The sequence below is a fragment of the Arthrobacter sp. 10T416 genome, assembly GCF_056394165.1.
The window spans coordinates 38,317-52,818 of sequence record NZ_JBFTHI010000007.1 but is presented as its reverse complement, the minus strand read 5'-3'; the positions used below and the strand labels follow the sequence as shown (position 1 = coordinate 52,818).

Below are 14,502 nucleotides of genomic sequence, written 5' to 3'. Positions count from 1 at the left end.
AGCGGAAGCCTTGGCTGTGGGTCAAAATGGGGTGTCCGGTGGCATGCTGCCCGCGTGCCTGTCAGTTCCGGCCCGCCGCGCTCCTGGAGGTCACGTGCCCGTTCCCGCCATTGCAGGACCCGCACCGCTGCTTTTTGTCGCCATCGTTACTGTCGCCGCGCTGTGCCTGTCGCTGCTGGCTGACGTCGTGGTTCGGCGGACCCTTCCCGGGCTGGAACCGCACCCCTCCCCCGCCCAGCGGACGACGACGGCGGCGGCCGCTGCCGCGATATGCGCGCTTCTCGCGTGGCGCCTGGGCGTTTCTCCCGAGGTGCCGGCATTTATGGTCCTGGTTATTATCGGCGCCCAACTGGCGCGTATAGATGTTATTCATCATTTGCTGCCCAACAGGCTGGTTTTTCCACTGCTTGGGGCTGGCGTCCTGCTGCTCGCAGGGGCTTCGGCAGCGCTCGGAGGCTGGGAAAAGCTGGCCCGAGCCCTCGCCGCCGGCGTCATTCTCTTCTTTTTCTACTTCATCTTGGCTCTCATCAGCCCCAAGGGCCTCGGAATGGGCGATGTGAAGCTTGCAGCGCCACTTGGGCTGTACTTGGGCTACTTGGGCTGGTCCCAGTTGTTTTACGGCGGCGCCCTGGGCTTCGTCGCCGGAGGCCTAGTTTCCGCGGTTCTCGTCTCGCGCAGGCGCGCAAACACGCCAAAAGAAGTCCCGTTCGGGCCCTCCATGCTGGCGGCCGCCCTAGCGGTCATCCTGCTCTCGGCGTAGCCCACTTTTCGCGCCCATCCGTGGCGGAACCAGTAAGTCGACTTAGCAAACCAAGTAGTTGCGAGTTTGGCACCCTACAGAACTGAGTACACCTCTCAGACCTACGCGTAAAACCATCGTTTTGCCTTCCAGAAGTCGAGTAGCCAATGCCATTGCAGGGCCAATAATCGCCGTGCAAATGTTGTCCCAACGGACCTCCAGGGCACAACAAAGGGGAGTTGCTGGAATTCCGTAAAACTATTCAAAAACTCTGGAAAAGGACTTTTACAATGACTGGTCTCATGGTTTCAATGATCGCATTTGTAGCCGGCGTCAAGGACAGGCTCGAATCGGAAAAAGGCGCGACCGCGACGGAATACTCGCTGCTCGTGGCTTTCATCGCCTTCATCGTCATCGGCGGGGTCACGCTCTTCGGCGCCGCGCTCAACACGTGGTTCGGTCAGCTCGCGACCCACGTCGGCACTTTTGCCCACTAGGCAAGTCGAGCAGGTCTCAGCAACACCCACTGTGCCGCGTCCGTGTTTCGCGGACGCGGCACAGCTCTTAATCCTTCAGCTGCATCTATCCCTGGGGGGATCCAATGAAGCGCAGCATCTGGCCGTCGCGCCGGCTAAGAGCGCAAGACCGTGAGCGGGGGGCCGCCGCCGTCGAGTTCGCCCTGATTGCACCCATCCTCCTCGCCCTGGTTGGCGGGATCATCGAATTTTCGTACTCCTACAATCTGCAGATCTCCGTGACCCAGGCGGCCCGCGAGGCCGCTCGAAGCATGGCCATCTTCAACGATCCGGCCCGTGCACAAGCGGCCGGGGTGGCAGGCGCGCCAGGGCTGAACCCGGCCGGATTCACCTACACGTTTACAGGTGCTTGTCCCGCCGGCGGCACCGGCAACGCACAGGTGTCGGTCGGCTACACCGCCAACTCACTGACAGGAATCTTCGGTGGTTCCGTCACGCTCAACGGAACTGGAGCCATGCGATGCCACGGTTGACGTGCGCCGCGGGGATCCGCCGGGGCCAAGAAGCAGAGCGGGGCGCGGCCGGCATCCTCGTAGCAGTCTTGATGCTTGTGCTCATCGGAGCAGGGGCCTTGGCTGTTGACACCGGCGAGATCTATGCCGAAAAAGCACAACTGCAGAATGCTGCGGACGCGGGCGCTTTGGCGGCAGCTCAACGATGCCACGCGGCAGGAACCTGCACCAACGCCCAGGCGCTCGCCTGGGCCCGCGAACTGGCCGGACCCAATTCCAATGACGGCGCCTCGGCCGTTGATTCGGTGGACGTGTCGGTACCGGGTCAAGTATCCGTAGTTACCTCAACCCTGGGCAGCGACGGGGCAGGCTTCCTGACCAAGATGTTTGCCAGCGTTCTCAACGCGCCACCCGCAACCGTCCGGACTGGTGCCACTGCCGCCTGGGCACCGTTGAGCAGCGGTTCCGGATTCCCGCTCGCGATCTCCAACAGCTGCTTCAACCTCTCCACAGCCGTAGCAACCGGAGAGGTCCAGAAGATCTCCTACAAACCGGGCGGCACCTGCACAGGGCCATCCGGAACTCAAATCCCGGGCGGGTGGGGATGGCTCGATCGCAGCTCTCCATGCGTCGCGGTAACCGCCACCGGCAACAACCGTGTGGGGTCCGATCCCGGCAACAACCCCCCGACAGACTGTGACGCCGTCCTTGCCGGGTGGATCTCCACCATCCTCGCCGGCGGCGACGTCAAAGTCGCTTTTCCCGTCTTCGACAACGCTGGCGGCCAGGGGCAGAACGGTTACTTCCACGTGATCGGCTATGCCACTTTCAAGATGTGGGGGTGGAAATTCGGCAACAACCACAACTACGAATTCAAAAACACGGCAGGCGATCCGAACATGACGAGCTCCCTGGCCTGCAGCGGCGGTAACAACCGGTGCATTATCGGCCAATTCGTGAAGTTCGAAACAATTAACTCGACGGGAGAGGCTTCTGGCGGCAGCACCGACTTGGGAACCGTGGATATAAAACTCATCAAATAAGCAATTTCTAAGGAGTTACGATGAAAACACGCCTGCTGGGGGGCATCGCCGCATTGTTAGTGGCAATTATCGGAACCGTGCTGCTGGTCTCTTATGTACAGAATGCTGACAAACGGGCATTGGCCGGCACGGAAACAGAATCGATCTACGTAGTGCAAAAAGCTATTCCGGCCGGAACCGCCGCAGACCAACTGTCGGCGATGGTGACCAAGAAGGACGTTCCGAAGCTGGCACTGGCAGAGAACAGCATTACGGACCTTGCGTCGTTGGGATCCAAGGTCACCGCGGTGACGTTGATGCCGGGAGAGCAACTGCTTTCCAGCCGGATGGTGGACGCGAATGCGTTCCTCGGCCCGGCGCGGGTCCAGGTTCCTTCGGGCATGCAGGAACTGACGCTCAAGCTCCCGATTGAACGCGTTGCCGGCGGGATCCTGAAGGCTGGCGACACAGTGGGGGTCTTCTTGTCCATGGATGTTGCAGCAGCTGGAGGGGACGGGGCTGCTGGCGCCAAAGTGAGCAAAACCCAGCAGACGTTCCACAAGGTCCTGGTCACGGCGGCCCAATTCAGCGACGGGGCCGCCACACAGACCGGCGCATCCGAGACTGCCCCCGGCACCAGCCAGGTCTCGGCAACCTCGACTACCAAGTCACAGGGCGACGGCAGCTACCTCATCACGCTGGCGAGGAACTCCGCCGATGCGGAGCGGATCGTCTTCGCTGCCGAGTTCGGCAAGATCTACCTCTCGAAGGAGCCCGCTGACGCGGTGGCATCCGGTAAGGGCACAGTTGATGCGGCAGGGCTGTTCCGATGAGCCGCTTCGTACTGATCACCCCGAACTCGGATTTCGAGCGGCTGGTCAAGCTGGCAGTAGGCGGAATGCACGGCGAACTCCACGTCTTCAAGGCGGACTATCTGCCTGAAGGCCCGGCGGACATTTTCCGCCAGATGGTCGGAGACCCGCCTGAGGTCCTCATCCTGGGTCCCGGCGTTCCCGTCGCCGACTCGCTTAAGTTGGCCGCTGTGGTCGACCTCCAGTATCCGGAGATCAGCGTCGTCCTCGCCGTCACGGCCAGCCCGGAGACAGTGGTCCAAGCCATGCGGGCCGGCGTCAGGGACCTGCTGGACCCCGGTGCCGATCCGGAGACAATCAGGGTCATGCTGGAACGGGCCAGCCTTGCCGCCGCCGGACGGCGTCGGGGGCTGGGGCCGCAGGCCACTGAGCACGCGGACCACGGATCCGGACGTGTCATTGCCGTGATGTCGCCAAAGGGCGGCGTCGGCAAGACAACGGTGGCCACCAACATCGCCGTCGGCCTCGGGAAAACCGCCCCCATGAGCGTCGTGATTGTTGACCTCGACCTGCAGTTCGGGGATGTGGCCAGCGGGCTGCTGCTCGAGCCGGAGTTCACAGTCACGGATGCCGTGATGGGAGCCGCCAGCCAGGACTCCATGGTGCTCAAGACCTATCTCACCGTTCATCCGGCCGGCATCTACGCTCTCTGTGCCCCACGGACCCCGGTGGAGATGGACCGCATCAGCGCAGCCCACGTTTCGCATCTGCTCGAACAGTTGCGGCAGGAGTTCCGCTACATCGTCGTGGACACGGCGCCGGGGTTAGGCGAGCACGTCCTTGCCACCCTGGAACAGGCCACGGACGCCGTGTGGATCTGCGGAATGGACGTTCCGAGCATCCGGGGGATGCGCACCGGGTTCCGGATCCTCGACGAGCTGAACCTGGTGCCGGCACACCGCCACATTGTGCTCAACATGGCCGACCGTCGGGCCGGGCTGTCCCTCAAGGACGTTGAGGCTACCGTCGGCGCGCCTGTGGACGTGGTCCTGCCGCGATCCCGGACCCTCCCGTTCTCCACCAACAAAGGAATCCCCTTGCTTCAGGACGGCAGCCGGGACGCTGCCCTCAAGGGTCTCCGTCAGCTGGTTGACCGCTTCAAGCCGGAGTGGGACGCCAGGCCCCACAAGCAACTGCACCGAAGGGCGGTAGTCCAGTGAGCCTCACAGACCGATTCCAGCAAATGCGGGGCGGTTCGTTGCCCGCCGCACCGGAGGGAAAGCCGGCCGCCGTCGACGTTTTCGCCAAGCAGGAGCAGCCGGCCACCCTTGGCCGGATCCTCGAGGCAAAGACCGCGGCGGAGTCCCAGTCCGGTCTCCCGGACCTGCAGCAGACCGCCACCGTGGCGAGTGAAGCCCTGAACGCCCTCAAGGAACGCGCCAGCCAGGCGCTCTTTGAACGGCTCGGTTCCCGGATCACGGACTCGTCGATCGATGAGTCTGAACTCCAAAAGTCAGTCAAGGACGAGCTGAAGGCGGTGGTGGACGAGGAGCAGATCCCGCTCACCACGGTCGAGCGGCAGCGCCTGATCCGGGAAATCATCGATGACGTTCTGGGCCATGGACCCATCCAGAGGTACCTCGATGATCCAACGGTGACCGAGGTCATGGTCAACCGCTTCGATCAGATCTACGTCGAGCGCCAGGGCCAGCTTTACCTGACCGACTCAAAGTTCACCTCGGACGATGCTCTGCGTCGGGTCATCGAAAGGATCGTCACCAACGTGGGGCGCCGGATCGATGAATCATCTCCGCTGGTGGACGCGAGGCTTTCGGACGGATCCCGCGTCAACGCCATCATTCCGCCCCTGGCCGTCAACGGGCCGGCCCTGACCATCCGGAAGTTCGGCCGCGATCCCCTGACCGTCCATGACCTGATCTCGATGGGCAGCCTGTCCCCGGAAATGGCGGAGCTGCTGCAGGCCTGCGTGGTCGCGCGCCTGAACATCATCGTCTCCGGCGGAACGGGCACCGGCAAGACCACGCTCCTGAATGTCCTCTCGTCCTTCATCCCCCGGGCGGACCGGATCGTCACCATCGAAGATGCCGTGGAGCTCCAACTCCAGCAGGACCACGTGGTCCGGTTGGAAAGCCGGCCCCAAAACATCGAGGGCAAGGGCGAGATCTCCATCCGGGACCTGGTCCGCAACTCGCTGCGTATGCGGCCAGACCGGATCGTGGTCGGCGAGGTCCGCGGCGGCGAGTGCCTGGACATGCTGCAGGCCATGAACACCGGCCACGACGGCTCCATCTCCACCGTCCACGCGAACTCCCCCAGGGATGCGATGGCCAGACTCGAGACGCTGGTGCTGATGGCCGGCATGGACCTCCCGCTGCGGGCAATCCGCGAGCAGGTTGCCTCGGCTGTGAACCTGATTGTGCACATCTCCCGGCTCCGCGACGGGTCCCGGCGCGTCACGCACATCACCGAGGTTCAGGGCATGGAGGGCGACGTCGTTACCCTCCAGGATGCTTTCGTCTTCGACTATTCCGCCGGTATTGACGCCAGCGGCAAGTTCCTCGGCAGGCCCATGCCTACCGGAGTCCGTCCGCGGTTCACCGATCGCTTCGCCGAACTCGGGATACAAATTTCGCCGGCCGTGTTTGGCGCCACACCGGTCAGGGGGCGGTAACAATGCCGGACCAATCCCCTCTCATCTTTGTAGCCGGGCTCCTTCTCATCTACGGCGCCCTGGCCGTCCTGGTCTCCGTGGCCTTCAAGTCCCGGTCCGTGCCGCTGAGCAGGCGCCGCCCGGACGGGACAGCTATCCATGCCTCCGGGCTGACCAAACTGACGGACCAGGCCGTGCACTCGCTGAATCATGGACTGCCCAGCCGCGGCTCGGGACTGCTCAGCCGGGAGAAGCTCGACAGCGCCGGACTCAAGAAGCAGCCTGGCGACTATCTGGTGATGGCGGGTGCGGTCACTTTCGTTTCGGTGGTGTTGGGGTTCCTACTGTCAGGCCCGCTTTTCGCAGCACTGATGCTGGTCCTGGCGCCGGTTGGCCTCATCCTGTTTCTCAACGTCCTGGTCTCCCGGCGGCGCAAGAAGTTCGACGAACAGGTCCCCGATTCGCTGCAAATGCTCGCTGGCGGCTTGCGCGCCGGACACAGCCTGCTGCGCTCGGTGGATGCAGCCGCTGAGGAGAACGAGGCCCCCATGAAGGAGGAACTCAACCGTGTGGTGAATGAGACCCGGATCGGCCGGGACCTGGGCGAATCACTCGGGGAGGTGGCCAGGCGCACTGCCAATGACGACTTCGCCTCGATTACCCGCGCGATCGAGATCCACCGGGAAGTGGGCGGGGACCTCGCCCAGGTCCTGGACAACGTGGGCGAAACGATTCGTGACCGCAACCAGCTCCGGGGCCAGGTCAAGGCGCTCAGCGCAGAAGGCCGGATCTCCGCCATGGTCCTGATCGCGCTTCCGGTGGTCATGTTCGTCGGGTTGACGCTTTTCAATCCGATGTATTCGAGAGTCTTCCTCACCACGTTTCCCGGCTTTCTCATGATCCTCGCGGCCGTGGTCCTGCTCGTCGTCGGCGGCTTTTGGCTGAGCCGGCTTATCAAACCCAAGTTCTGAGACGAAGGGAGAGAACAATGCAAACTGTTGCCTACGCAGCCATCCTGGCCGTCGTCGCCCCGATCTCGATAATGACGTGGCTGGCCTTCACCGGAGACAGGGCCGGGCTGCGCAACATCCAGTCCAATCTTGGCCGGGGACCGCAGGCCTCCGGATCAATGCTGTCCGCCACTGGAGAGTTCGCGGCGTTCAGCCGACGGATCACTCCGAAGGGGTACACGGCCTGGCTGGACAAACAACTCGCCGGAGCCGGCCGACCTAAAGAATGGCCACTTGGCCGCCTCATCATGATCAAGCCGCTACTTGCCCTAGCCGGGGCTGTCGCGGGTATCTTGCTGGTCGCTGGAAGTCCCACGGCCATCAGCTTCGTCCTCCTGGCGGGGATCACGGCGCTTGCGTACTTTGTGCCTGACATACTGGTCCGGAACCACGCCCAAAAGCGGCGCGAAGCCATCAAGCTGGAACTGCCGGACGCCCTGGACCAGATGCTCATCTCGGTGCAGGCCGGCCTTGGTTTTGAAACGGCCATGGCCAGGGCCGGCCAAAACGGCAAGGGACCGCTCGCTGATGAGTTGATTCGGACGCTCCAGGACATCCAGGTTGGCCGCTCCCGGAAGGACGCTTACCTTGCGATGGCCCAGCGCGTGGACGTGCCGGACCTCCGGTCCTTCGTCCGCGCCGTAGTCCAGGCCGATGCTTATGGCATCGCCATCGCCCAGGTGCTGCACTCACAGGCGAAGGACATGCGGGTCAAGAGGCGCCAGCGGGCGGAGGAACACGCCCTGAAGATGCCCGTGAAGATGCTCTTCCCGCTCATTTTTTCGATCCTGCCCGCCCTGTTCATCGTGGTGTTGGGACCCACAATCATGAGCATCATGGATGTTTTCGCCAAGAGGTAAGCCCCAGCGGCCGCGAACCGGCCGCCCACAGACCGGACCCCCCTTAGAACCCAGAGCTGAGGGGGGTCCTTCCTTGTGGCTGGGCTTCCGTGGTCCCCAGCGCAGGATAAGTGCAGGGAATGGGCAGGAAATGGGCAGTTTGGGAAGTGTTGGCACAGGATGTTCCAAACTCGGATCAACGGCGTGTCGGCGGTTGCTAAGTTCCTTTCAGTGCTGGTGCAGGGCCAGCCGCCCAACTCGCTCAGGAGTCACCAATGCGTTCCTACCTCTCCAACATCGCTTCCCGCCTTCGCCGCGACCAGCGCGGCGCCACCGCCGTCGAATACGGCATCATGGTCTCCCTCATCGCCGTCGTCATCATCGTCGCCGTGACGCTGCTCGGCGGCACTTTGCACGACACGTTCACCAAGGTCCAGTGCGACATCGCGGGCGCGCCGCACGCCTACACGGCTAGCACCCCGGCCGGCAGCGCTACCTGCTCGTAGCACCGCCACGATCCACGAGTCAGGGTTGGGGTAGGCTCCGGTCTTTCCCAACCCTGACTGCGTTCAGGCGCCAGCCAACAGTCAGCAAGGAAGGCGGTCCCCCCATGTCCAAGACAAGCGAGCGGGGCGCCGTCGCCGTGGAATTCGCCCTTCTGGCCCCCATCCTGGTCATGCTGCTGCTGGGGATCATGGAATTCGGCCGCGCGTACAACGTGCAGATCTCACTCTCCAACGCTGCCCGTGAGGGCGCACGGGTGATGGCCGTCAACTACTCAACGCCAACAGCCGCGACGACCGCCAAAGCCGCTGCGGTGAGTGCCGCGAGCGTTCTGAAGCCGAGCCTGACCAACGACAAGATTTTTTTCTCGTATCAGACGACGCCGGCCTCGACTCCCGCGCCAACCGCCTGCGCCGCCAACGTCCAAGTCACCGTGACCATCAACTACAACCTGTCCACAATGACGGGCATTGCCGGACCATTTTCGATGAAGGGCGTAGGGACGATGCAATGCGGCGGATAGCAGTTCCGGACGACACGGAACGTGGCGGGATCGCTGTTGTGGTCGCCCTCCTTATGGTGGTTCTCCTTGGATTCGCGGCCATCTCCATCGACGTCGCTCGACTCTATGCCGAGCGTGGCCAATTGCAGAACGGGGCCGATTCGGTAGCCCTGATGCTGGGCCAAAAATGTGCCAAGAATCCGAATGATCCGGACTGCTCCGACACTCTGACCTCGCCTCTGGTTCTCGCCCGGACGCTTGCCAACGCCAACGCCGTTGACGGACAGAGCAACGTCAAAGCCATCGTCTTGGACAGGACGAATCGCCAAGCCACGGTCACCACGAGCGCCAAGGACAGTGGGGGCACCCTCAATTCGGTACCGGACGTTTTTGCCCGCGCACTAGGCTTCTCGAACTCGGAGGTCACAGCTACTGCCAATGTCCAGTGGGGGACTCCGTCCAAGGGCACCGTCATCGTCCCTTTAGCCATCGCCGAGTGCAAATTCTCCCCAGACCCCTCCTTCGTGCAGGTCCTCAATATGAGCGCAGGCGGATGCTCAGGAATCCCCGGGGGTTTTGGATGGATTACCGACCCGAATGCCGCCGATTCTGCGTGCAGCGTCGTGATCAGTGCTGGCGCCGCGAATGATCCAGGCATCTGGTTCAGTAGCGACACCGGCGCCTCCCGACCTTCCGTCTGTTCCCCTGCGGACATCAGCGCTTTGAACGACCAGACCGTCCTTCTCCCGCTCTACGCCGTGGCCACGGGCAACGGGTCAGGCGGCAAGTACTACATCAAGGGCTTCGCGGCCTTTCACGTCACCGGCTACCGCTTTGCGAGTGACACATGGAATTCGAGCGGGCTGGCCAACAAGTCCCTCCGCGGATACTTCGTGAAATTCGTTTCCCTCTCGCAAGCCCTAGAACTCGGAAGTACCCCCGGCTACGGGGCCTCCGTTGTCCGTCTCACCATTGGAGTGCCCTAACAGTGAAGTCACGCGTATTGGCAGGAGTGGCCGCAGTGGTGCTGGCCATCGTCGGTGCCGTCCTCGTCGTCAGCTATGCCCAGGGCGCCGACTCGCGGGCCGTCCAGAATCTGGACCCGGTCAGCGTTCTGGTGGTGCAAAAGGCCGTCCCGGCCGGCACCCCCGTTTCGTCGCTCTCAGCGTTCGTCACTGCCCAGGAACTTCCTGGCAAAGCCGTCTCGAAATCGGCACTCCCGAATCTCGACGGCCAGGCCGGCAAGGTCACCGCTGTCGATCTGCTGCCGGGCGAGCAACTCGTCTCCGAGCGCCTGGTTCAGCCCCAGGACCTGAAAACCAGCGGGTCGGTGCAAATCCCCAAGGGACTCCAGGAAGTGTCCTTCCAGTTGGAACCCCAGCGGGTTGTCGGCGGACGACTTGCAGCTGGCGACCACGTTGGCATCTTCATCAATCTGAAGGACGGCGGCCTGGAGGCAAAGCCCGACAAGCAGACCACCCAGTTGACCGTCCATAAAGCCCTCGTGACCGCGGTGCAGCGTGCACCGTCAGCCACGCCCACCCCGCAGCCGTCAGCAAGCGGATCCGCGGCTCCGGGTGAAGACACCACGCTCCCTGTGGGCTCACTGATCATTACCGTGGCCGTCAACGATGTGGATGCCACGAAGATTGTCTACGCCTCGAATTTCACGGAAGTGGCGAGCATCTGGCTGAGCCGGGAACCGCTCGACGCCACAGACAGCGGCCGTCCCGGAATTGTCACCCGACCGGAGGTCTACAAGTGAGCCGCTTCGTTCTGATCACCCCCAACACCGACTTCGATGCGCGGGTCCGCCAGGCCGTTGCCGGCGGTTTGCCGGGCGGCGTCCAGACCTTCGCGTTCGTCAACCCGGCCAATCCCGGTGAACTCTTCGCCAACCTCAACCAGGAGCGCCCCGAGGTCCTCATCCTCGGCCCCGATGTTCCGATCGAGGACGCGCTGCGGCTCGCCACGGTGTTCGATGTCCAACTGCCGGAACTGAGCGTGATTCTGGTCGCCGAGGCCGACCCGGAGTTTGTGCTGCTCGCCATGCGCGCCGGGATCCGCGACATCCTCAGCCCCGCAGCGGACCCGGCCCAGATCCGGGTGCTGTTGGAACGCGCCTGCCAGTCTTATGCCAGCCGGACGCGGGGCACTGCAGTCCAGCAGCCGGACAGCAAGCCCAAGGGCCTCGTGATCGGTGTGTTCTCCCCCAAAGGCGGCGTCGGAAAGACCACCATCGCCACCAATATCGCCATCGGGCTGGGGCAAGTCGCGCCGATGGGGGTTGTGATCGTGGACCTGGACCTGCAGTTCGGCGATGTGGCCTCCGGCTTGTACCTGAATCCGGAACACACCGTCACCGATGCCGTCTCGGCGTCGGCCAGTCAGGACTCCCTGGTCCTCAAGGCCTTCCTCACGGTCCACCCCAGCAGCATCTACGCCCTGTGCGCTCCCCGGACCCCGGTGGAAGCTGACGACATCACCCCGCAGCAGGTCAGCCGGCTGATCGAGCAGCTCGCGCAGCAGTTCCAGTACGTCGTTGTCGACACCGCCCCGGGCCTGCCCGAAGTGGGACTCGCCGCCATGGAGCAATGCACCGACGTCGTCTGGGTCAGCGCCATGGACGTTCCCAGCATCCGTGGGCTCCGTTCGGGCCTGGGCATCCTGCGGCGCCTGGACCTGCTGCCGGAAACCCGCCACGTGGTCCTGAACATGGCCGACTCCAAGTCCGGTCTCAGCGTCCAGGACGTCGAGGCCACCATCGGTGCGCCGGTGGATGTGAGCATCCCGCGGTCCAAAGCCGTGGCGTACTCGACCAACCGCGGGATTCCGGTGCTGCAGGACGGGCGGAAGGACCCCGCGGTGAAAGGGCTGCGCCAGCTGGTGACCCGCTTCGATCCCGCCTGGCGGGCCACCGCGCAGAAGAAGCTGCACCGACGGGTGGTTGTCCAGTGAAACTCTCCGAGCGCCTCTCCGCTGCGGAAGCGGGACCGCAGTCCCGGCCGGCAACGCCGCCGCAGGCACCCTCCACCCCCTCCCCGTCCCCCACTCCTGCCGCCGGCTCAATCCGCAGGGAACCGTCACGGGCCGAGCCCTCGCGCCTGGCCGCGGCGGCCGCGGCGGCAGCTGCGGTATCCACGGAGCATCACGATCCGGCGCGAACCAAGGGCCAGCAGCCCGTGGACGCCTTCGCCGCGCTCAAGGAACGCGCTGCCACCGCCCTGTTCGAACGGATGGGAACCCGCTTCAACGATTCCGCGGTCACAGAAGACGAGCTCCGAGCCACCGCGCGCGACGAACTGATCCGGATCATCGACGCCGAACAGGTCCCGCTGTCCGGCGAGGAACGTACCCGGCTGGTCCGGGACGTCGCGGACGACGTGCTGGGCTACGGCCCGCTTCAGCGTCTCCTGGACGACCCCGCGGTTACCGAGATCATGGTCAACCGAATGGACCAGATCTACGTCGAGCGCAAAGGCCAGCTGACCCTGACCGATTCACGCTTCAGCTCCGAAGACCACCTCCGGAAAGTGATCGAACGCATCGTCTCCAAGGTTGGCCGGCGGATCGATGAGTCGTCGCCGCTGGTAGATGCCCGCCTCGAGGACGGTTCACGCGTCAACGCGGTCATCCCGCCCCTGGCCGTGGGCGGTTCCTCGCTGACCATCCGAAAGTTCAGCAAGGTTCCCCTCACGATGCGCAACCTGATCGATTTCGGCACCCTCACCCCAGAGATGGCGGAGCTGCTGAACGCCTGTGTTCGGGCCAAACTGAACATCATCGTCTCCGGAGGCACCGGCACAGGAAAGACCACCCTGCTCAATGTCCTCTCCTCCTTCCTGCCGCACGACGAGCGGATCGTCACCATCGAGGACGCCGTCGAACTCCAGATCCAGCAGGAACACGTGGTGCGCCTCGAAAGCCGGCCGCCCAACACCGAAGGCAAGGGCGAGGTCACCATCCGCGACCTTCTGCGCAACTCGCTGCGTATGCGGCCGGACCGGATTGTGGTGGGCGAGGTCCGCGGCGGCGAATCCCTCGACATGCTCCAGGCGATGAACACCGGCCACGACGGTTCCCTCTCCACCGTGCACTCCAACTCGCCGCGCGACGCCGTCGCCCGCCTCGAAACGCTCGTGCTGATGGCCGGAATGGACCTGCCCCTGCGTGCCATCCGCGAGCAGATCGCCTCGGCGGTAAACCTGATCGTCCAGATCTCCCGGTTGCGGGACGGCACCCGCCGCATCACGCATGTGACCGAGGTCCAGGGCATGGAGGGGGACATCGTGACCCTCCAGGACGCTTTTGTGTTCGACTACTCCGCCGGAGTGGACGTTCACGGCCGGTTCCTCGGCAAGCCGGTGGCCACCGGGATCCGGCCCCGCTTCATCGACCGCTTCGAGGACCTCGGAATCTTCGTCTCCCCCGGCGTCTTCGCGGCGCCGCTCGCTCCGGCCGGGAAAGGGTGAGCGTTTCATGGCACTGACAGTCGGCGCACTCTTGCTGGCCGCTGCCCTCCTGCTGCTGGCCGTGGCGATCCTGTCGCCGGGAACCGCACGCGTCCCGCTGGACCGGAGGCGGCCCGTCGCGGCCGCGCAGGATTCCTCGCTGAGCCGCTTCGCAGGGTCCGCGGTCAGCATGGCCGATGGCTTCTTCGCCCAGCGTAAAGTCCGGCTCTTCAACCGGGATGCCCTGGAACAAGCCGGGCTGAGGATGGGCCAGGGCGATTTTTACGTGCTCCTGGCCGTCGGCGCCTTCGTGGCGGCCCTGGCCGGCTTCGTCGTCGGCGGTCTCCTGCTTGCCTTCCTGCTGGTCCTCCTTGCCCCGCTCGCCGGCCATCTGGTCCTCACGGTCCTGACCGGGAAACGCCGCGCCAAATTTGATGACCAGCTCAGCGACACCCTGCAGCTGCTGGCCGGCGGCCTGCGGGCCGGGCACAGCATCCTGCGCGCCATCGACGCCGCAGGCAGCGAATCCCAGAGCCCCACCGCCGAGGAGATGCGCCGGGTCATCACCGAAACCTCCCTGGGCCGCGACCTGCTGGCCTCCCTCAGCGACACAGCGGACCGGATGCGGAATGAGGACTTCGTCTGGATCGCGCAGGCCATCCAGATCAACCGCGAGGTTGGCGGCAACCTCGCGGAGGTGCTGGACCAGGTGAACGAAACCATCCGCGAGCGCAGCGAGATCAAGGGGCACATCAAGTCCCTCGCGGCCGAGGGCAAGTTCTCCGCGTACATCCTGATGGCCATGCCGGTGGGCATCGTGCTCATGCTGATGCTGGTCAACCCCGGGTACATGAACGTGATGTTCACCAACCCGCTGGGCTGGGGCATGATCGCGGCTTCCGTGATCCTGATGACGATCGGTGGTCTGTGGATGCGCAAGATCATCGACCTGAAGTTCTGAGGC

At 64.1% G+C, this 14,502-nt stretch carries 16 protein-coding genes; all 16 read left to right on the top strand.

What is annotated here, in order from left to right; translation table 11 throughout:
• Positions 1-94: 94 nt before the first annotated feature.
• The 16 genes from AC1DBE_RS09480 to AC1DBE_RS09405 all read left to right on the top strand — a co-directional run bounded on the left by AC1DBE_RS09480 (position 95) and on the right by AC1DBE_RS09405 (position 14,499).
• Positions 95-760 (top strand): prepilin peptidase, encoded by a 666-nt coding sequence (locus AC1DBE_RS09480; RefSeq protein ID WP_476877918.1) that lies wholly within the window; start codon positions 95-97, stop codon positions 758-760.
• A gap of 281 nt (positions 761-1,041) precedes the next feature.
• The gene (locus AC1DBE_RS09475) at positions 1,042-1,236 is read left to right on the top strand and encodes a Flp family type IVb pilin (protein ID WP_476877919.1); all 195 of its coding nucleotides are present in this window, start codon (positions 1,042-1,044) and stop codon (positions 1,234-1,236) included.
• Positions 1,237-1,340: 104 nt separating this feature from the next.
• On the top strand, positions 1,341-1,748 hold the full coding sequence (locus AC1DBE_RS09470) for a TadE/TadG family type IV pilus assembly protein (RefSeq protein ID WP_476877920.1): 408 nt from the start codon (positions 1,341-1,343) through the stop codon (positions 1,746-1,748).
• Complete coding sequence (locus AC1DBE_RS09465) at positions 1,736-2,770, top strand: pilus assembly protein TadG-related protein (protein WP_476877921.1); 1,035 nt, start codon at positions 1,736-1,738, stop codon at positions 2,768-2,770. Before AC1DBE_RS09470 ends, AC1DBE_RS09465 begins: the two co-directional genes overlap by 13 nt.
• Positions 2,771-2,790: 20 nt before the next feature.
• A complete protein-coding gene (cpaB, locus tag AC1DBE_RS09460; RefSeq protein ID WP_476877922.1) occupies positions 2,791-3,582 on the top strand; it encodes a Flp pilus assembly protein CpaB in 792 nt (263 codons plus the stop codon).
• Entirely contained in the window at positions 3,579-4,781 is a 1,203-nt protein-coding gene (locus tag AC1DBE_RS09455) for a CpaE/TadZ family protein (RefSeq protein WP_476970348.1), read from the top strand. The genes cpaB (AC1DBE_RS09460) and AC1DBE_RS09455 overlap by 4 nt, the downstream gene beginning before the upstream one ends.
• Positions 4,778-6,253 (top strand): CpaF family protein, encoded by a 1,476-nt coding sequence (locus tag AC1DBE_RS09450; RefSeq protein WP_476903102.1) that lies wholly within the window; start codon positions 4,778-4,780, stop codon positions 6,251-6,253. The genes AC1DBE_RS09455 and AC1DBE_RS09450 overlap by 4 nt, the downstream gene beginning before the upstream one ends.
• 2 nt (positions 6,254-6,255) lie before the next feature.
• A complete protein-coding gene (locus tag AC1DBE_RS09445) occupies positions 6,256-7,203 on the top strand; it encodes a type II secretion system F family protein (protein WP_476877925.1) in 948 nt (315 codons plus the stop codon).
• Between the two features lie 17 nt (positions 7,204-7,220).
• On the top strand, positions 7,221-8,102 hold the full coding sequence (locus tag AC1DBE_RS09440; protein WP_476877926.1) for a type II secretion system F family protein: 882 nt from the start codon (positions 7,221-7,223) through the stop codon (positions 8,100-8,102).
• A 254-nt stretch (positions 8,103-8,356) separates the two neighbouring features.
• Positions 8,357-8,587 (top strand): Flp family type IVb pilin, encoded by a 231-nt coding sequence (locus tag AC1DBE_RS09435; RefSeq protein WP_476877927.1) that lies wholly within the window; start codon positions 8,357-8,359, stop codon positions 8,585-8,587.
• A gap of 104 nt (positions 8,588-8,691) precedes the next feature.
• Positions 8,692-9,108, top strand: a complete 417-nt coding sequence (locus AC1DBE_RS09430) for a TadE/TadG family type IV pilus assembly protein (protein WP_476877928.1) — start codon at positions 8,692-8,694, stop codon at positions 9,106-9,108.
• Entirely contained in the window at positions 9,096-10,073 is a 978-nt protein-coding gene (locus AC1DBE_RS09425; RefSeq protein ID WP_476877929.1) for a pilus assembly protein TadG-related protein, read from the top strand. The genes AC1DBE_RS09430 and AC1DBE_RS09425 overlap by 13 nt, the downstream gene beginning before the upstream one ends.
• Before the next feature lie 2 nt (positions 10,074-10,075).
• Positions 10,076-10,852, top strand: coding sequence for a Flp pilus assembly protein CpaB (gene cpaB / locus AC1DBE_RS09420; RefSeq protein ID WP_476903103.1), 777 nt, complete (start codon positions 10,076-10,078; stop codon positions 10,850-10,852).
• Positions 10,849-12,045, top strand: a complete 1,197-nt coding sequence (locus AC1DBE_RS09415; protein ID WP_476903104.1) for a CpaE/TadZ family protein — start codon at positions 10,849-10,851, stop codon at positions 12,043-12,045. The genes cpaB (AC1DBE_RS09420) and AC1DBE_RS09415 overlap by 4 nt, the downstream gene beginning before the upstream one ends.
• The gene (locus AC1DBE_RS09410) at positions 12,042-13,559 is read left to right on the top strand and encodes a CpaF family protein (RefSeq protein ID WP_476970347.1); all 1,518 of its coding nucleotides are present in this window, start codon (positions 12,042-12,044) and stop codon (positions 13,557-13,559) included. Before AC1DBE_RS09415 ends, AC1DBE_RS09410 begins: the two co-directional genes overlap by 4 nt.
• Positions 13,560-13,566: 7 nt before the next feature.
• Positions 13,567-14,499 (top strand): type II secretion system F family protein, encoded by a 933-nt coding sequence (locus tag AC1DBE_RS09405; protein ID WP_476903105.1) that lies wholly within the window; start codon positions 13,567-13,569, stop codon positions 14,497-14,499.
• The last annotated feature ends 3 nt before the right edge of the window (positions 14,500-14,502 follow it).